Source organism: Methanothrix sp. (genome assembly GCF_016706325.1).
GTDB lineage: Archaea > Halobacteriota > Methanosarcinia > Methanotrichales > Methanotrichaceae > Methanothrix.
The window spans coordinates 744,692-761,624 of the sequence record NZ_JADJJX010000001.1 but is presented as its reverse complement, the minus strand read 5'-3'; the positions used below and the strand labels follow the sequence as shown (position 1 = coordinate 761,624).

The 16,933-nt window shown below is 54.4% G+C and carries 19 protein-coding genes; 11 read left to right on the top strand and 8 right to left on the bottom strand.

Annotated features, from left to right (window positions below; all coding sequences use genetic code 11):
• Positions 1-209: 209 nt before the first annotated feature.
• From IPI63_RS04000 to pyrF, 3 genes are all read left to right on the top strand, one after another.
• Positions 210-2,195: a NosD domain-containing protein gene (locus IPI63_RS04000; protein WP_292476766.1), complete on the top strand. Its 1,986-nt coding sequence runs from the start codon at positions 210-212 to the stop codon at positions 2,193-2,195.
• 93 nt (positions 2,196-2,288) lie between these two features.
• Positions 2,289-2,462, top strand: coding sequence for a preprotein translocase subunit Sec61beta (locus IPI63_RS03995; protein WP_214065960.1), 174 nt, complete (start codon positions 2,289-2,291; stop codon positions 2,460-2,462).
• A gap of 108 nt (positions 2,463-2,570) precedes the next feature.
• The gene (gene pyrF / locus IPI63_RS03990) at positions 2,571-3,218 is read left to right on the top strand and encodes an orotidine-5'-phosphate decarboxylase (RefSeq protein ID WP_214065959.1); all 648 of its coding nucleotides are present in this window, start codon (positions 2,571-2,573) and stop codon (positions 3,216-3,218) included.
• Positions 3,219-3,325: 107 nt separating this feature from the next.
• Here pyrF and IPI63_RS03985 read toward each other — a convergent pair whose 3' ends face one another.
• The 5 genes from IPI63_RS03985 to IPI63_RS03965 all read right to left on the bottom strand — a co-directional run bounded on the left by IPI63_RS03985 (position 3,326) and on the right by IPI63_RS03965 (position 9,050).
• Entirely contained in the window at positions 3,326-5,470 is a 2,145-nt protein-coding gene (locus IPI63_RS03985) for a Tex family protein (RefSeq protein WP_292476764.1), read from the bottom strand.
• Positions 5,471-5,616: 146 nt separating this feature from the next.
• Complete coding sequence (locus tag IPI63_RS03980) at positions 5,617-5,811, bottom strand: cold-shock protein (protein WP_214065957.1); 195 nt, start codon at positions 5,809-5,811, stop codon at positions 5,617-5,619.
• A 130-nt stretch (positions 5,812-5,941) separates the two neighbouring features.
• Positions 5,942-7,909, bottom strand: a complete 1,968-nt coding sequence (locus tag IPI63_RS03975) for a phosphoadenosine phosphosulfate reductase family protein (RefSeq protein WP_292476762.1) — start codon at positions 7,907-7,909, stop codon at positions 5,942-5,944.
• 174 nt (positions 7,910-8,083) lie between these two features.
• Positions 8,084-8,506, bottom strand: coding sequence for a hypothetical protein (locus IPI63_RS03970; RefSeq protein ID WP_292476761.1), 423 nt, complete (start codon positions 8,504-8,506; stop codon positions 8,084-8,086).
• A 124-nt stretch (positions 8,507-8,630) separates the two neighbouring features.
• A complete protein-coding gene (locus tag IPI63_RS03965; protein WP_292476760.1) occupies positions 8,631-9,050 on the bottom strand; it encodes a hypothetical protein in 420 nt (139 codons plus the stop codon).
• 103 nt (positions 9,051-9,153) lie between these two features.
• Between IPI63_RS03965 and IPI63_RS03960 the strand changes: the two genes are divergently transcribed.
• Positions 9,154-10,056 carry a TRC40/GET3/ArsA family transport-energizing ATPase gene (locus IPI63_RS03960; protein WP_214065953.1) on the top strand — a complete coding sequence of 301 codons (903 nt, stop codon included), beginning with the start codon at positions 9,154-9,156 and terminating at the stop codon, positions 10,054-10,056.
• Here IPI63_RS03960 and IPI63_RS03955 read toward each other — a convergent pair.
• Positions 10,029-10,355, bottom strand: a complete 327-nt coding sequence (locus tag IPI63_RS03955) for a VIT domain-containing protein (RefSeq protein ID WP_292476759.1) — start codon at positions 10,353-10,355, stop codon at positions 10,029-10,031. The genes IPI63_RS03960 and IPI63_RS03955 overlap by 28 nt on opposite strands.
• Positions 10,356-10,718: 363 nt before the next feature.
• Here IPI63_RS03955 and IPI63_RS03950 point away from each other — a divergent pair, with 363 nt between their 5' ends.
• From IPI63_RS03950 to IPI63_RS03925, 6 genes are all read left to right on the top strand, one after another.
• Positions 10,719-11,672: a universal stress protein gene (locus IPI63_RS03950; RefSeq protein WP_292476758.1), complete on the top strand. Its 954-nt coding sequence runs from the start codon at positions 10,719-10,721 to the stop codon at positions 11,670-11,672.
• On the top strand, positions 11,665-12,267 hold the full coding sequence (locus IPI63_RS03945) for a DUF2284 domain-containing protein (protein WP_292476757.1): 603 nt from the start codon (positions 11,665-11,667) through the stop codon (positions 12,265-12,267). The genes IPI63_RS03950 and IPI63_RS03945 overlap by 8 nt, the downstream gene beginning before the upstream one ends.
• Positions 12,268-12,378: 111 nt before the next feature.
• Positions 12,379-12,759 carry an Hpt domain-containing protein gene (locus IPI63_RS03940; protein ID WP_214065949.1) on the top strand — a complete coding sequence of 127 codons (381 nt, stop codon included), beginning with the start codon at positions 12,379-12,381 and terminating at the stop codon, positions 12,757-12,759.
• A 40-nt stretch (positions 12,760-12,799) separates the two neighbouring features.
• Positions 12,800-13,201, top strand: coding sequence for a hypothetical protein (locus tag IPI63_RS03935; protein WP_292476755.1), 402 nt, complete (start codon positions 12,800-12,802; stop codon positions 13,199-13,201).
• Positions 13,202-13,399: 198 nt separating this feature from the next.
• A complete protein-coding gene (moaA, locus tag IPI63_RS03930) occupies positions 13,400-14,335 on the top strand; it encodes a GTP 3',8-cyclase MoaA (protein WP_292476753.1) in 936 nt (311 codons plus the stop codon).
• 333 nt (positions 14,336-14,668) lie between these two features.
• Positions 14,669-15,100, top strand: a complete 432-nt coding sequence (locus IPI63_RS03925) for a DUF4231 domain-containing protein (protein WP_292476752.1) — start codon at positions 14,669-14,671, stop codon at positions 15,098-15,100.
• Positions 15,101-15,272: 172 nt separating this feature from the next.
• Here the strand turns inward: IPI63_RS03925 and IPI63_RS03920 are convergent, their stop codons facing one another.
• The gene (locus IPI63_RS03920) at positions 15,273-15,479 is read right to left on the bottom strand and encodes a hypothetical protein (protein ID WP_292476750.1); all 207 of its coding nucleotides are present in this window, start codon (positions 15,477-15,479) and stop codon (positions 15,273-15,275) included.
• 127 nt (positions 15,480-15,606) lie between these two features.
• Here IPI63_RS03920 and IPI63_RS03915 point away from each other — a divergent pair, with 127 nt between their 5' ends.
• Positions 15,607-16,287: a transglutaminase domain-containing protein gene (locus IPI63_RS03915; RefSeq protein ID WP_292476749.1), complete on the top strand. Its 681-nt coding sequence runs from the start codon at positions 15,607-15,609 to the stop codon at positions 16,285-16,287.
• A 138-nt stretch (positions 16,288-16,425) separates the two neighbouring features.
• Here the strand turns inward: IPI63_RS03915 and IPI63_RS03910 are convergent, their stop codons facing one another.
• Positions 16,426-16,890: a Mut7-C RNAse domain-containing protein gene (locus IPI63_RS03910; protein WP_292476747.1), complete on the bottom strand. Its 465-nt coding sequence runs from the start codon at positions 16,888-16,890 to the stop codon at positions 16,426-16,428.
• Positions 16,891-16,933 lie beyond the last annotated feature (43 nt).

Below are 16,933 nucleotides of genomic sequence, written 5' to 3'. Positions count from 1 at the left end.
TGAAAGAGCAGACCATGCCCTCTCTGATATATAACTTACGAAATAACATTATCTGTAAATCATTCAGTTTGATACAATTTTCCCAGATTTTATGTCCATCAAGGCAAGAAATCTGATTTGGTTTTTCCACTGGAAATAAAGGGGTTTGGTGAAGATCTGATCCCCGCCAAATGCATTAACTATAAAAGGTGCCTTGGCAAGTAGTACTCATGCCAAGAATACCATTGATCATCCTCATAGCTATTCTCATATGGTTTACTCCTGTTGATGGCATAAGAACTCATATTGTAGATGATGACGGTCACTCCAATTACAGAACGATCCAGGAGGCAGTGGCACAGGCCAATGATGGCGATACGATATATGTCAGGCCGGGAGACTATAGCGGGGAGATCATCCTCAACAAGAGCCTCAGCATTATGCCCCTTCTAGGGGAGAGCGGCCCGATAATCCTCCACGGCAGTGGCAAGGAGACGGGAGTCACAGTATCTTCAGATGGGTGCCTGCTGGAAGGGCTTACCTTTCAGGGATATTCAGGGGCAGCAATCAATCTCCTCTCCCGGGGAAACAGTATTAAGAACAATGCATTCGAAGATGCCAGCCCGGCAATACTTGCCACTGGCTCAGAGGGGAACTCAATTACCGGAAATCTGATAAAAGGCTGCCAGGGAGGGGTGGCATTGAGGGACTCCTCCCGCAACAATAACATAACAGCAAATGAGTTCGCCGGCTGCAATATCTCCATATTCCTGGGGGAGTCAGATGGGAACAGGATCAATGAGAACAGCATCTCAGATGCCTATTGGGGCATTTGGCTTGATAACTCCAGCCAGGTGCAGATCCAGAGAAACAACATCACCAGCCGGGGCTATGGCATACTCCTCTTGAATGGCAGCAGTATATCGGTCGCCGGCAATCTGATCGGCATGGAGGATGGAGGCCTTCCCTCCAGCCGCGCCGCCCTGCTGGCCAATGTGAGCGGGGTTGATTTTCAGAGAAACGAGATCATTGGCGGACATATAGGTCTGGCTGCTTTGGAGTGCCATAACAACAGCCTGCAGTATAACGACATCAGCCGGTGCAGTAATGCCCTCTATATCCAGGATGCTATAGGGTTGCAGATCAATAACAATAGCATAAGAGAGGGAGAGTATGGCATAAGATTGGACAACACCAGCCGCAACACCATCACTGGGAACCAGATGGACGGCCTCACCGCCGCCCTTGACCTGGGGGGAGGGGATTATAATCGGATTGCAGAGAACAGATTTACAGACATAAGCGATACTGCAATGCAGATAGTATCCTCTTCTCACTGCGAGATCCTGAGAAACGAGTTCGTCGATGGCCAGCAGGGCATTATGCTCCTTGAATCGCCGGCCAATCTGCTCTGTGCCAATCGCTTTCAAAATGTGAGCTGGAGCCTTTATGTGGAGAGCGGGGATAAGGAAGGCTTCAATAACAGCATAGATGAGTCAAACCTGGTGGATATGGTTCCCATTGCTTATCTGTTTGATCGCTCAGGCGCACAGATTCGGGACAGAGAGCTGGCTCATCTCACCCTGGCCTATTGCAGAAATACAGCAGTGGAGAATATCAGCCTGACCCAGGATGCCGTCTTCCTCTTCCATTCCATGAACAATTGCATAAAAGATAGCAATATCTCAGGATGCTTTGGCATGAGGCTGATCAACTCCTCTGGAAATGAGATCCTTGACAACCTTCTGCAGGGCAACAGATACAGCGGCATCTTTCTTTATGCCTCAGGCTGGAACCTGATTGAGGGAAACAATGCATCCTATAATGAACAGAACGGCATCTCCCTTCTCTCCGGCGAAGAGAATATCATCCGCGGCAATTCTGTGCGGGAGAACCTGGTCACAGGAATCTGGCTGAATCTCTCAGACAACAACCAGATCTATCAAAATGAGATCATCTCCAATTCCCTGGGCTGCCGGGTATCATTCTCTTCCGGGAATATGATCTATCACAATAATTTCCTGGACAATATAGAGCATTCGATCGATGCCGATGGAGAGAATAGCTGGGATGCTGGCAGCAGCACAGGCGGAAACTACTGGAGCGACCATTCAGCCAAGGGCAACCCCAGCAGCAACTGGCCCCGAGCGATTAAGGGAGGGAGGGGAAAGGATGGCCATCCCTTCCAGGATATGAACGGCTGGCGGGAGCCATAAAACGCCACCCATCCTTTTTTCTGGCCGTCCCCGCCCGGGCCGCCTCCCCTTGAGGCCGCAATCTTCTTAAGATGATGGGTCAAGGTGATAAATATGGCAAGAAGAAAGAACGAAGGAAGCGGCCTTCAGTCGTCAGCCGGCCTGATGAGATACTTTGAGGCCGATGATGATTCGATCAAATTCAGTCCCAAGATGGTTCTTGGTGCCTGCATTGGCGCGGGGGCGCTCATCTTGGGCCTGAATATCGCCTTTGGCCTCTGGCCCTAGCTTTGGCTTTGGGCTTTGTATTCTTTTTCCGGCAATGGTATCAAGGGAGCTTGGGCTCTTGGCCCGTGAAAGGGATAAATACCAGGACATACGACGGCCTGCCCAGATATGAATAAAAAGAGCTCTCTGATCCTGGCCTTGGATGTGCTCTCCAGGGATGAAGCCCTGAGGCTGAGCGAGCAGCTCGGCAATTACTTCGATGCCATCAAGATCGGCTATCCCCTCATCCTCCATGCCGGCCTGGGAATAGTGGGGGAGATATGCACATCGATCCCTGTCATCGCCGATCTGAAGATCGCTGATATTCCCAATACCAACCGCCTGATATGCGAAGCAGTGCTGGGCGCGGGCGCCACAGCCATAATCGCCCAGGCCTTTCCCGGGAAAGACTCCCTGCTTGCCTGTGCCGATTGCGCCCGAGACTTTGCCGCCGACCTCTTTGTCGTCACGGAGATGAGCCATCCCGGGGCAGAGGAGTTCATGGCCCCTGTGGCGGAGAGGATGGCCCGGCTGGCAGTGGAGACGGGTGCCAGCGGGGTGGTGGCTCCCGCCACCCGTCCGGAGAGGATAAGGCTCATCCGCTCGATGATCGGAGAGAGGCTCATCATCTCACCCGGGGTGGGGGCTCAGGGCGGCTCCCCTGGGGGGGCGCTGGAGGCAGGAGCAGACTATCTGATTGTGGGAAGGCAGATCTATGGCAGCGCAGATCCTTTGGCCAGCACAAAGGAGCTCATTGAATCACTCCGAGCTGGCTAGATCCGGATGGCCTCGGGCCCGGCGGGCTTCGAATAAAAAGAGGATGACAATCCACTGAGGCGGGGTATATCATGGCACTGCGGGGGAGCTGTTGCAATTGATATTGATCACACCATGGAAAGGGAGATCCTCTTTCTCTCCCGATCCACATCCAGCACCTTCACCATCACCTTCTGTCCAACCCTCACCACATCACCGGGCGCCGGGGCAGAACCGCTGGCGAGCTTGCTTTTATGCACCAATCCATCCTGATGCACCCCCACATCCACGAAGGCTCCAAAGGTGGTGACATTGGTCACAATGCCGGGAATTCTCATTCCCACCTGAAGGTCGTCGATCTCCTTTATTCCCGGAGCAAAGCTGAAGGCCTCAAACACCGGGCGCGGATCTCTTCCCGGCCAGAAGAGCTCATTCAATATATCCCGAAGGGTGCAGATGCCGACTCCTTCCTCCTCATTCGAGTAGTCCTCCAGCCTCAGCCCCGACAGCAGCCTCTCGTTTTCCATGAGCTGGGCCACCGTCACCCCCAGATCCCCGGCCATCCTCTCCACAATCGAATATCTCTCCGGGTGGACTGCAGTGCGATCCAGGGGATTGTCACCCCCGCGAATGCGCAGAAATCCTGCCGCCTGCTCGAAGGCCTTCGGCCCCAGGCGGGGCACAGCCAGCAGATCCCGGCGGGAGCGGAATGGCCCGTGCTCATCTCTGTATCTCACCACCGCCTCTGCCAGCTTCGGCCCCAGGCCGGAGACACGGGAGAGGAGCTGGATGCTGGCGGCATTGACATCCACTCCCACCTGATTCACGCAGGCCACCACCACATCATCCAAGGAGCGGCGCAGGCTTGATGGATCCACATCATGCTGGTACTGCCCAACACCGATCGCCTGGGGCTCGATCTTGACCAGTTCAGCCAGAGGATCCTGCAGCCGGCGGCCTATGGAGATGGCGCCGCGCACTGTGGCATCCTGATCGGGAAACTCGCTTCTTGCTGCTGCAGAGGTGGAATAGACTGAGGCCCCCGATTCATTGACCTGAACTATCTTTATTCTCGGGGGCAGATTGAGCCCTCGCAGGAACGATTCCGTCTCCCGGCCTGCAGTGCCGTTGCCCACTGCTATAACCTCCACATCATATTCCTGGCAGATCCCGGCCACCTTTGAGCCTGCCTCTGCTCTCCTATTGTGGGGCTCATGGGGGTATATCACATCGCTTTTCATCAGCCGCCCCAGGGGATCGAGAACCACCAATTTGCAGCCGGTGCGAAATCCAGGGTCTACTGCCAGGACCCAGCTTCTGCCCAGGGGTGGCTGCAGGAGAAGATGGCGCAGGTTCTCGGCAAAGACCTCTATCGCCCTCTCCTCCGCCCTCTGACGAGCTATGGATACCGTCTCCGTCTGGAGGGATGGTGCCAGAAGCCTGCGGAAGGAGTCCTGGGCAGCGGCCTTGACCAGATTGGAGGCTGGACCGTCCCCCTTAATGAAGATCTTCTCCAGGATGGCCAGGGCATCCTCTTCGTTGACCGCCAGATGGAGGGAAAACACCCCCCTCTTGGCCCCTCTGAGAGCGGCCAGCAGGCGGTGGGAGCTCATGCCGGCAATGGGCTCGGAGAGCTCCAGATAATCTTTGAACTTGCCCTCCTCTGGATGGTCCTTCCCGGCAGCAGACCGGCTCTGCAGAATGCCTTCCGACCAGAAGAGTGACCTCAACTCGGACCGGGCCCCAGCATCCTCGCTGATCCATTCGGCGATGATGTCCATTGCCCCCTGGAGGGCCTCCCCGGCCGATGATACTCCCTTTGCGGGATCGATGTAGAGGGCTGCCTCCTCTTCTGGATCTCGTTCTCCTCTCTCATCCTGGGCGAGGATGATCCGGGCCAGAGGCTCCAGGCCGCGCTCTTTTGCCACTGTGGACCGGGTTCGCCTCCTGGGCCTGAAGGGAAGATAGATGTCCTCCAGCTCAGCCAAGCTTGCCGCCCCGTTGAGCCTCTCCTCGATCTCTGCGCTCATCTGGCCCTGCTTGAGCAGAGAGCGAATGATTGCCGCTCGGCGCTCGTCCAGCAACCTGAGGCGGTTGAGGCCCTCGCGAATCCTGCCTATTGCCAGCTCGTCCAGATCTCCTGTGGCCTCCTTCCGGTATCGCGCTATGAATGGCAGCGTCGCGCCGCCATCAAGAAGCTCTGAGACCGCCCTGACCGATCTCCGGTCGAGCGAGAGTTCTGCAGCTATCCTTTCTATATGCTGATCGAGCATATCAACCTCCATCAGGGGGGAGAAGATCAGAAGGGCTATGCTTTGAGATCATAATTGAAGAAAGTGGAAATCGGGGCCAGTCTCCCAGCCCATGAAAGGCTATGCTCTATGAAATGTGCTTATAAGATCTTGGCGATCATTCTGGATTACACTTTGCTTACTCTATCTGCCTTGGGGCCTTTCTCGCCCTCAACTACCTCGAAGCTGACCTTGTCACCCTCATTGATGGTGACGTCCGGCATGAGGCCGGTTGCATGAACGAAATAATCCTTTCCATCGTCGCCTGCAATGAATCCAAATCTCTTGGTTCTATTGAAGAATTTTACTGTTCCGGTTACCATTCTGATTCCTCAGTATGGTATCGGTGATATTAATCAAATATTTAAATCTACTGGCAGAAAAAGAGCATGGAGATGAATGGACCCCGGAGCTTTCCGGAGACATCCTCTGAATATGAAGGACCCTGGACGATCATCTCAATGGCCCATTCAGCTTCATGAGCTCTGATCTTATTTGGGGACCGGCGGGCTTGTTCAGCTCTTTGTAGATCCTCTTCGCCTCATTGACTGCTATGCATCCCCGGGAGCATCTCCCGCAGTGGTTGCACCGCTCCTGATCCACAATGAGGGTGTCTTGCAGGGTGATCGCCCCCTGGCGACAGTTTTTCGTACAGATTCCACACTTTGTGCACATCTGCACCCTTAATATGACCTCGACCACCCTCTGCAGAAGCTCCTCTGCCTCCGCCCTCCCCGCTATGACCAGGATATGGCCATTGGCGAAGATGGTGGCCCTTCCGCTCTCAGTCCTGAGCAATGCTGCTCCCATATCCTCCTCATACTTCACCCTCCCCAGGATGCCCAGAGCATTGGCCACACTGGAGAAGGGATGATTCTGAGGAAAAGAGAGGGTAGCCTCGATGGAGTACTCCAGTCCGCATGGCGATCTTCCCCGTACTGCCTGAAAGGAGAGCTCCCCTCTTGATCCTCCCCGCTTCGTTAGATCGATACCATGGGCCGCTGCGATCTCCGTCATCTTGGGGGGGTGCCTTCTCCAGCGCCAGAACCCCCAATCGATATATCTCCTGTCCAGGCCGTTCTCCTCTCTCCATTGATGAAGGCAGGAGCTCCACTGATGGTACAGGTCTGGGTGGCTCTCCCTGAGGCGGGAGAGTTCAGACTGCGGCGATGCTGGACAGAGCCAGCAGCCTATTCGCTCATAGTCCTCCTGGTAGAGAGGGTTGGGCAGCTCGCCGTTCCAGTGGATGTAGAGCATGACCTCCAGCGCCCTCCAGTCTCGGATGGGGGAGAGCATGGTCTGGCCGGGGACATAGGGATTCCTCTCCACCCCCTTTATGGCGGAGCGGTTGAAGGACTCGAAGATCCGCCGCCCCTCTATGGTCACGCAGCCACGGGGATACTGCCCGGCCAGGAATGCCGTCATCGGTCCGAGCTTATTGCTCTTACAGCACCAGCGATAATCCTTGGCCGGGGGGCCGAAGATCTTCACCTGCTGGAAAAAATCGCTCTCTGCGCGGATCTCATGCAGCCTGAGCTTGCGGCGGAGGCACAGCTCTCGTACATACTGCACGGTCTCGGGAAACTCCAGGCCGGTATTAATGAATAGGACCTCAATTCTGGGCAGAAGCTTCTGCGCGAGGATGAGCGAGGCCAGGCTGTCCTTCCCCCCGCTGAACGAGATATTCACCGGCAGCCTGTTTCTGGATAAGTAACCCCTGACCTCGGCCAGAGCCTCTCTCTCCAGGCGTTTGAGGTGATCCTCATTGGCCAGGATGGCATTCTCCTGGGTGAAGGAGCCCTTCTTCAAGACAAAATCACTCTGGGTTACATCCTTGATCCTGATCGCCAGGCCATCGCCTCTCTGGCGTACAGTTCCCACTGCAGAGAACTTCCCGATCTTGAGCACCAGGCTCTCTCCCTCCTCCAGAGAGGGAAGCGGGCTTATGATCTGATCCCTGGCCAGCCACTTGCCCTTTATGTGCCCCTTCAGGAGGCTCTCATGGCAGATGACCAGGTTCCTCTTCGCCCTCTCTTTGAGCAGGGCGGCGCCGGCGATCTCCAGGTCCAGCCTCTGCCGGTCTTCTGTGATATCAAACCAGAGGGTGGCAATATGTCTGCCATCAAGTATCACCTGATCTCTGCGGTCCATTCCGGCGATCTTATTGAGAAGGATCAGCCTGTTGTCCAGGAAGTCGGCTGCACCCCAGTTATGCAGGAACAGCTCTCTTAGCAGCTCTCTTCCCCGGGGAGAGCAGAGGCGGACGTCTCCTGGAGGGGAGAGGGGAATTCTCCTGCCGGGTTGGCGGCAGAGGGAGCAGCGCTCTGAGAGGAGAGGAAGATTGCAGTCATTGCACCAGAAAAGCTCGCTTATCCCTGGTGAGAATGATCTCCTGCGGTCTAGCGTGGATCGGTTCAGCATAAGCTTTCATATGATCTTTGGCTGCAGGTATTTAACTTGTGGGATGCTACGCTAGACCGGAATGAGCGTCCTGGAACCTCTGCTTCTCGATGTCCCTGGCCTCAGGGCCTCGGGCCTCCGTTTATCTTTATGGATGAGGATTGCTTTCTGGGCAGCTCCTCTTCAAAGTCGGGGCTAAATCTGCGGCCATTTGGGCATATTGGGGTAGTCCCTATACCAGAAAGCTCCATACCAGGCGTCGACTCCCAGATGCATATAGTCCCAGGGAGTTGGCGGCTTGTACGCCCCCTCATCCGGGGGACAGGTAGGACATGTGGGGCAGACCGGTGTGGGATATATGGGCATTGGACATGTGGGGCATGCCGGACAGATCTGGCACGATTGACAGATCGCCAGTGACATGTACGGGGATACAGTGGTGTTTTTCGCTGTGCTCCCGATTATCTCCAGGTCGATTCCTCCCCGTCCATCGGCCACAACGACTGTATCCTTCACATCGCTCCCCACAATATCCACGACCACTGATCCCGGACCGCCAAAGGCCATGGCGTTTGATGCCATCAGAATCAGCATTGCTGCCAATATAGAATGCTTCAACTAATTCCCCTCCATTGGATCTAATATTTAGCTTGTCTTTTATATATACTGAAAGTAGAAAAGTCTTTCGGCTGGCAGAAGAGAGCTCTGGCTCAGCCGAAGGCTTTCCTCCCCACCTTCGATCTCAGCCTGTAGTGCTCATCCCCTGGCCTAAAGAGACTGCTCCCTGAGCCATCCCTCCCCAGTTCCTGTTGATCATCGGCCGGTTGTAGCGGGTGGGGATATATGAACTCCAGGGATAGCATAAAGGCCGCCTGAAATCATCCCAGGGCGTGGTATAGATCTTCAACTCACCACATGCCCCACATTCATAGCAATTGCGGCACTGCAATGGCCTCTCCTTTGCCAGGGCACCCACCTGTATATTGCTGGCGGTGCTTCCTACTATTTCCAGCACAACCGGAACCCCATCCGGCGATATGAAGGTGGTGTTTGCAACATTGCTCCCCACGATGTCCAGGCTTGCCTGGCCCCCTCCGCTCGCACCCTGCGCCCCAATGGTGCACAGGATGAATACTACTGCCGCTATCAGTTGCTTACTCATCCTTTCGCCCCCTTTTTATAATTAGTTCCGTTAAAGTGTCTTGAAAGTAGAAAAACCTTTTTATTGGCAAACAATTAAATCTCACCCTCGACCAGTTGAAGCCATGAAGCTCATTTATGTGGCAGGCAAGGGTGGCGTGGGAAAGAGCGTATGCTCTGCAGCGACTGGCATATGGGCCGCAGAGAAGGGTTTAGAGACTCTTGTCTTCTCCATGGACCCTGCTCATTCTCTATCTGATATCCTCGATCTGGACCTGGGGGGCCAGACCAATAAGATCGGAGAGCATCTATCCGCCTATGAGCCAGACCTTGCCGAGGAGTCACGCAGCTTCTTTCGCAGATATAAGAATATGATCACCGCCCTCTTCGGCCTCTTCGAGGTGGAGGTAAGGCCGGAGGACTTTGCCAGCATGCCCGGCGTCTCTGAGCTGATATTCATGGATAAGCTCAATGAGATCTATGTCCAGGAGAAGTACGATCTGGTGGTGATAGACTCGGCGCCCACGGCCATGGTCCTGCCTCTGCTCCAGTTGCCCTCCATCACCACTGGATTTGTCACCCGGGTTCTTGGCATCAGAAACAGATGGATCGGAGTCCTCAATATGCTGGAATCGGGGTTTGGAGACTCCATCCTCAAAGAGGTGAGAGCAATGCGGCTGAAGGCAGAAACCATGAGAAACGCCCTTATCGATCCCAATACTGCGAGCATAACTGTGGTGACCATCCCGGAGAAGGCGGCAGTGGAGGAGAGCAGACGGTTGATCGAGACAGTGCAGTCGCACGGAGTGAATGTCTCCGCCATTGTCATCAACCATGTGATTCGGGATTGCCCCTGCCAGTTCTGCCAGGGGAAGATGGCCTCTCAGAGCTCTCACATCCAGGATATCCGCAATCGTTACCAGGATAAGAGGATAGTAATTCTGCCCGACTATGGGGGAGAGATAAAAGGAGAGGGCCTCAAGCGGGTGGCAGAGGACCTCTATGCCAGGGGAGAGATGGAGCTGTAACTGCCCGGATCAGCCGGATTGGGCGGGATTGGGCCTCTTCCAGCAGCGCCTTCATCCTCTATATCCAGAATCTGAACCCTCCTCAGGCACTGTCTCATAGGCCTGACCTCCCGCGCCTCATCCGCCTCCAGGATCTCACCGTGCACGGCAGTGCCGTCCACCCACATCACAAGGTCACTCACCACCGCTCCCTCGGGCAGGGGGGAGATGTAGGTTCCCTCTGCTGTCCAGGGCTGGTCATTGATGAATGCCTGGTCAACATGGGTAGTGGCCACCTGCTCTTTTATCTGGATGTCCACATGGTGGTATTGATGGCCAGGGACTGGTCCAGGCGAACATTCACTCCTGGTGGAGGATCGACGATGATGATGCCATCTGCTCCTGCCGGGCTCATCAGGCCCACAGATATGGTAAGTAGTATTAGTAGGATATATTTCTAAATGTATTTCCACATGATTCCACCCTCGGAATCAGCTCAAAAAGAGCAGATCAGATTCTTAACAAATGATAATGTGTTATTGGTATAAATATGTCTTTGTCCTGCCATTCCCTCTTGCCAAATCCGATGCATCCTCAGACACATATCGCTATTTTGATATATTTTGGCGTGCTCATTCATGACCAATTGATAATCTGAGGTGATTTGGTGAGGGTGAGAGGAGATGTTTGAAAAAGTCCTGATTCCTATAGACTTCTCCCGCTACACTGGCAGGATGATAGAGTGCATAACCAAGATCCCCGGAATAAGAGAGGTTGTGCTTCTCCATGTTCTCGATGCCAGCAATCCCAAGCTCCTGGAGAAGAGCGGGTGGAGCTATGACAGCATCATAAGCGAAGCGAGCACCAGGCTGAATGAACAGGCAGAGCTGCTCTTTGCCCTTATCGGCGGAAAAGAGGCCACAATTTCGGTAAAACCCGTTCTGAAGGTGATAGTGGAGCCCATGAGCGGTGCGGACGGGATCAACCTGAAGCCTCCGGAGCCCAGACAGGATGCTGATTTTATCTATGGGGGTACAGTGGGCGAGGCCATCCAGAAGGCGGCAATGGAGGAGGATGTATCCCTGATAATCATGGGGGCTCAGGGCAAGGGAATGATGGAGGGGATGCTGCTTGGAAGCGTATCCACGGAGGTGCTCCGCCAGGGGGAGACGGATCTTCTCATCATCCGCCATAAGATTCTGGAAAAGGGAGAAGAGGCGGGCATAGAGAGCTTCTGCCCTGATATATTCTCCCGGGTTTTGGTCACCACTGACCTCTCGCCCGCATCAAGGGATGCTATAGCCCTGGCGGGAGGATTGAAAGGAGCAAGAGAGATCCTGCTGGTCCATGTGATCTCCAAAGAGGCGGAGTTTGATCGGGCGGCAGAAGAGCTCAACCGTATGCGGCAGGATTTGGAGCAACCAGGAAGAGCAGTCACAATCCATATCCTCAAGGGCAGGCCAGCCGATCGGATACTGGAGCTCGCCAAAAAGCAGGATGTCTCCCTTTTGATCTTCAGCTCTCAGGGAAAGGGCTGGATCAAGCAGATGAGATTGGGCAGCACCTCATTCGATGTCGCCAGGCGGGCGGACCGACCAGTACTGGTGGTCAGGCAGGAGAGGAGGCCCTATGAATGATGTGAATTTGGACTGCCTTCTCCTGGAGCTGAAGGAGGTCCATCCGGACATCTTCTACATCTCCACTGATGCCATAGTGGTGGCCGATTGGGTGAGTCTGAAATGCAGATACGGCTGCCGGGCCTATGGCAAACACCTATGCTGCCCGCCCTTCGCCCCCTCACCGGAGGAGATGAGGGGGGTGGTATCTGAATACCAGACAGCGATTTTGGCCAGGTTCCAGGCGGAGCCCGGGCCGGGGACCGATCCTGAGCATATCCATCACTACCTCTGGGACTCCATTGCTCATCTGCACGATACCATCTATCAGCTGGAGAGAAGGGCATTTCTCAATGGCTACTACAAGGCCCTGGGCTTTTACGCCCTTCCCTGTGCCCTCTGCGAGAGCTGTGTGGCAGAGGAGATGCAGGAGAGGGGGGTGGGGATGAATCCACTGGACGTTCTCAAGTGCCGCCATAAAGAGAGGGTGAGGCCCTCCATGGAGGGCTGCGGGGTGGATGTGTTCAAGACCCTGGAGAATGTAGGATACCGTCCACAGGTGATAAGATCCTATACGGAGAGGGTTATCCTCTTCGGAATGGTGCTGCTGGAGTGAACCGGCAGATCTCTGTTGAATCTCTCATTCCTTCAAGCCAGAAGTGGATAAGAATAAATAGTAAGAAATATGATATATGACTGCATGTGATTTCGTGTGGATGGGCTTGATATGGCAGAAGGAGATGAGATTTCAGGCAACACTCTGGATCGATCGGTTCTCGATTGTCTCAGGGAGCTGCAGAATGATGGCGATCCGGATATCGTTGCCGAGGTAGGCGGTCTGTTCATCGAGCATTCACCGCAAAAGGTGACGGCGATCCTGCAAGCAGTGAAGAACGGGGATGCTGACGGGCTGAGGATAGCTGCCCACAACCTAAAATCCAGCAGCGCTTATGTTGGAGCAATGCGCCTCTCTGAGATCAGCCGGGAGCTGGAGATGATGGGCCGCTCTCAAGTGCTGGATGAAGCAGAGAAGAAGGCGGAGGTCCTCAAAAAAGAGCATATGAGGGTCATTCAGGAGCTTGACGCTGAGATCAAGAGATCAAACTGAGCGTACAGAATCTTTATATTCGATACGCATCCAGTAGAGGGTGATAGGGGTGGAGTATCGCTTTGACAATTACATCCTGAAGGCTTTTCTTGCTTCGGGATTGCTGGCGGTGGTGATTATGGTTTTAGCCCTGGGGCTGATCCAGCTCTTCCGCTACGGTCCAGGCCTGCCCATATCCATAACCCTGATCCTGGCGGCAATAGCCTTTGTTCTCTCTGCCTCGTTCTTCGAGCGGTATGAGGTAGGCTCCATCATGTGGTCCATGCTGGTCTCAATCATCGCCACCCTGATCTTGGCTCTTCTCTCCGGGGGGATCATATATGCCTTCACCGAGAACATACATCCCTGGGAGGAGATGCTCTCTGGATTTGCCATCTGTGTGATAATATCCATGACCCTTCTCAGCTATCTCAAGCGCAGCCTGGGAGAGATTGAGTATTGATTGCATAAGATGAACCGGACGACAATGGCGTATTCGCCCCCGAAAGCTCTCTTCATAGAGAACGAGCACTAACAGAGTACTAACAGGATTACTAATCGGGCATTAGCCGGGCATTGGCCGAGTAGTAGCCGAGTATTGGTTGAGTATTAACAGATTACTAATACTAGCAGTATAATGAACTCCCCAATGGCCGGTCAAATGATAGACTCTTATGGCCGCAAAGTCACAGGCATACGAATCGCCCTCACCCCCGACTGCAATCTGAGATGCATCTACTGCCATCATGAGGGGGAGCTGCTGCCAAGCGGGGAGATTCCAGCAGAGATGGTGGTGAGCATAGCCAAAGCTGCAGCGGAGTTGGGGGTCTGCTCGGTGAAGCTCACCGGTGGCGAGCCTCTGCTGAGAGGGGATCTCGATGAGATCATTGCCCGGATTCCGCAGAGCCTGGAGATATCCCTCACCACCAATGGCATCCTTCTCGCCGAACAGGCAGAGGCTCTGGCCCGGGCCGGTCTGGACAGGGTGAATATCAGCTTAGACTCCCTTCAGCCGGGCAGGTACTGTGGTATCACTGGAGGAAGGCCAGAGGACTTGGAGAGGGTTCTGGCGGGAGTTGATGCTGCCATAGAGGCGGATCTCTTGCCCATCAAGCTGAATTTTGTCCTCCTTAAGAATAACGAGCCTGAGGTCCCGGATATGATCGAGTTCTGCCGTCAAAGAGGGCTGATACTGCAGCTCATTGAGCTCTTAGACCTTCAGGGCCAGGGCATCAGCGGAGATATTGAGGGGATCGAACGGAGCCTGGCGGCCAGGGCAGATGCCATTCGAACCCGGGAGATGCACAGGCGGAAAAAGTATATCCTGGATGGGGCAGAGGTGGAGGTGGTCAGACCGATGGACAATACTGAGTTCTGCTCTCACTGCACGCGCTTGAGGGTAACCTCGGATGGAAAGATAAAACCCTGCCTGCTCAGAAGCGACAATCTAGTGCCGGTTGATAGCCTGGATCCGGACAGGATCAAGGAGTTATTAAGGGTAGCGAACGCCAGGAGGAAGCCGTACTTCTCCCCGCCGGTCCCGCCGGCGTCAAGAGCCTCTTCGAAGACCACTTTCATTGAACCGAATGTCGGATAGCCGAGCATTTAGCCGATCAGATAGCCGATCAGATAGCCGATCAGATAGCCGATCAGATAGCCGACCAGATAGCCGATCAGATAGCCGATCAGATAGCCGATCAGATAGCCGATCAGACAGCCGAGCATTTAGCCGATCAGATAGCCAACCAGATAGCCAACCAGATAGCCAAACAGCAGGAATGCCCCGGCAAAAGCTTATCCTTGAGAAGAGATGAACCCTGGATGGAATGCAGCTGCCCGGCTGGCTCTCAGCCAGATGCTGTCAGAGCTTGTTGGTGCAGCATTATGAGATCATTCCGATCTAAATGACAATCGACGGGGGTTCATGATTATGGTCACAAACATAACGCTGGAGAGGCTGGAGGAGCAGGTCAGATGGCACAGTCACAATGCAAAATGGAATCAGGATCGATATAAGTGGCTGAAGGGGGTGGAGTTCATTGCCGCAGCCCTGGTTCCATTCTTCGCCGGCTGGGGGGCCTATCCGATTGTCACTGGGCTTTTGGCTGTGGCGGTGGTGGTTCTTGAGGCCATTCAGAGCATATACCAGTTCCAGGGCAAGGGGATAACATACCAGTCCACTGCCGAGGCTCTGAAGCATGAGAAGTATCTATGGTATGCAACTGCAGGACACTATCTGACGGCAAGGAATCCCGAGGCTCTGCTGGCAGAGAGAATCGAGGAGATTTTATACTCAGGGCATGGAAGGTACAACTCCGAGATGGAGCCGATGAGCAGAGCCAGGGTGGCTGGTAAGCAGTAACCAGATGCGGGCAGAGGGGGACGGGGCCTGCCTGCGCTTGGGCGGCAGTGATCAGCACAGAGGACAAAGGCACAGAGGGGAACTCTCAGCAGCGCCATCGCCTGCACAATTTGGCGCAGAGCCGCAGGCTCCACAAATCGCCATCATTCGACCTTTTTCCGCTCTGAGGGGTTCACGCCAAAACCTCTATACTGTGCACATCCATACAGTCCGAGGGCGCGGGAGCTCTCCTGGCCTCGCCCAGCGCCAGCGCCGTCCTCTTGATCCCAAAGCAGACTGCAGCCCCAGCGCGCATACAATAGGGCATGAGGATTTGGCAGAGCACAGGGCAGAGCACAGTATGGTGATAGTGAATATCCTCTCCACAAATCCCACCCATCTATAAAATTTATATTAAATATCTGTAATAAATTTATCTTGCCGGTTATCTGGATTTATTAGCGCCCAATTCGATAACCTTAAATATGATAGGCTAAAATTATTAACATAGAGGGGGTGGGGGCCTCATGATCACAGGATGTAATTGGGCAGGGGAGGCGATCATCAGAGATACTATCGTTTATGATAAGAGGGCTGTTGTCGGCTGCACAGGCATCCTGATTCCTACAGATATCCGGGACTGGCTGTCTCATACTCGGAGCAAGGTGATCGCCAGGGCCCTGCAGGAGATAGGCCTTCCCGTCTCCCGAGATTCAGGTACATTCGATATGAGGACCTGGCTGATCTGGGACTATGTGACGAGGTCAATAGATTACGTCACCGATAAGAGTGCTTTTGGCCTGGAGGATCTCTGGCTCTTTCCTGAGGAGACGCTGATTCTTGGCAAAGGGGACTGCGAGGACACCTCCTTTCTCCTGGCCTCTCTTCTCCTGGCCAGCGGGATCTCAGAGCAGTGCGTGCGGGTGGTGATGGGGCGGGTCGCCTCCCCTGCAGGAGCCTATGGCCATGCCTGGGTGGTCTACCAGTGTGAGTCAGGTCAGTGGTGTCTGCTGGAGACCACCCTGGAGTCGGCCCCTCCCCGCCTTGCTCCTGCCGATCCTTTCACCCTGCCAGGAAATCAATATCAGTACCAGCCCCAGTTCTGCTTAAACTCCTCTCATCTCTGGTCTATGACCCAGATGAAGGCCGAGCTGGCCGATTATCTGAATATCCGGGTCAAGCCCCGGCAGCCGCTGCTATCGCAATGATGCTGATGGGAGTCAGAAATTGCAGATGGTATATTGAAGATGATATGAGACATAAATAATGTATGCCCGCAACGGTATCTATCTGTTCTACCATCGCCTTAGTGTGCCGACTTCAGCCTTCCGCCTTCAGCTTGCCAGCTATTCTCGTTGGTGCATCCTATGGTTCAGGGCCATAAGCATCTCTTCCATACTCTTCCAGTGGCCGCCTCGCCAGTAGAACCTCTGGCAGACAGGACAGATCCAGAGCTCTCCCCTGCGCCCTTCAGCCTCTTCGAGAGGATTGTTGCACAATGTGCACCTCTGAGGATCTATCCTCAAAGCGATACCTCTTTCAGCCATCTCCAGGATCTGCTCTGAGATCTGGGAGGATCGGATGAGAATGCCCTCCACCCCGGCAGCAGAACAGGAGGAAAAGAGCCTCTTATCCCTGGTGATCAGGATCCGCCCCTCTCTCTTCGCCTGTCCCAGCAGTGCCTCATCGCAATCGTTCTCGGGATTGGCCACATCCTGGCCCAGGAGGCGCAGCCATCTGCCCAGGCGGAGGAGCATGAGGTCGACGAGAAATCCTCTCTGTTCGGTCTCTCTTTCCGTCTCTTTTCTCATTCCCTCTCCCCTCTCATTCCCTCATCTATCTCTTCCACAAACC

Bases quoted from the DNA above. Each gene is read 5' to 3' on its own strand.
- IPI63_RS03945 (WP_292476757.1), top strand. From the start codon at position 11,665: ATGAATGATGTGAATTTGGACTGCCTTCTCCTGGAGCTGAAGGAGGTC.
- IPI63_RS03915 (WP_292476749.1), top strand. From the start codon at position 15,607: ATGATCACAGGATGTAATTGGGCAGGGGAGGCGATCATCAGAGATACT.
- moaA (WP_292476753.1), top strand. From the start codon at position 13,400: ATGATAGACTCTTATGGCCGCAAAGTCACAGGCATACGAATCGCCCTC.
- IPI63_RS04000 (WP_292476766.1), top strand. From the start codon at position 210: ATGCCAAGAATACCATTGATCATCCTCATAGCTATTCTCATATGGTTT.
- IPI63_RS03940 (WP_214065949.1), top strand. From the start codon at position 12,379: ATGGCAGAAGGAGATGAGATTTCAGGCAACACTCTGGATCGATCGGTT.
- IPI63_RS03960 (WP_214065953.1), top strand. From the start codon at position 9,154: ATGAAGCTCATTTATGTGGCAGGCAAGGGTGGCGTGGGAAAGAGCGTA.
- IPI63_RS03965 (WP_292476760.1), bottom strand. From the start codon at position 9,050: ATGAGTAAGCAACTGATAGCGGCAGTAGTATTCATCCTGTGCACCATT.
- IPI63_RS03995 (WP_214065960.1), top strand. From the start codon at position 2,289: ATGGCAAGAAGAAAGAACGAAGGAAGCGGCCTTCAGTCGTCAGCCGGC.
- pyrF (WP_214065959.1), top strand. From the start codon at position 2,571: ATGAATAAAAAGAGCTCTCTGATCCTGGCCTTGGATGTGCTCTCCAGG.
- IPI63_RS03975 (WP_292476762.1), bottom strand. From the start codon at position 7,909: ATGCTGAACCGATCCACGCTAGACCGCAGGAGATCATTCTCACCAGGG.
- IPI63_RS03910 (WP_292476747.1), bottom strand. From the start codon at position 16,890: ATGAGAAAAGAGACGGAAAGAGAGACCGAACAGAGAGGATTTCTCGTC.
- IPI63_RS03985 (WP_292476764.1), bottom strand. From the start codon at position 5,470: ATGCTCGATCAGCATATAGAAAGGATAGCTGCAGAACTCTCGCTCGAC.
- IPI63_RS03925 (WP_292476752.1), top strand. From the start codon at position 14,669: ATGGTCACAAACATAACGCTGGAGAGGCTGGAGGAGCAGGTCAGATGG.
- IPI63_RS03920 (WP_292476750.1), bottom strand. From the start codon at position 15,479: ATGGGTGGGATTTGTGGAGAGGATATTCACTATCACCATACTGTGCTC.
- IPI63_RS03950 (WP_292476758.1), top strand. From the start codon at position 10,719: ATGTTTGAAAAAGTCCTGATTCCTATAGACTTCTCCCGCTACACTGGC.
- IPI63_RS03980 (WP_214065957.1), bottom strand. From the start codon at position 5,811: ATGGTAACCGGAACAGTAAAATTCTTCAATAGAACCAAGAGATTTGGA.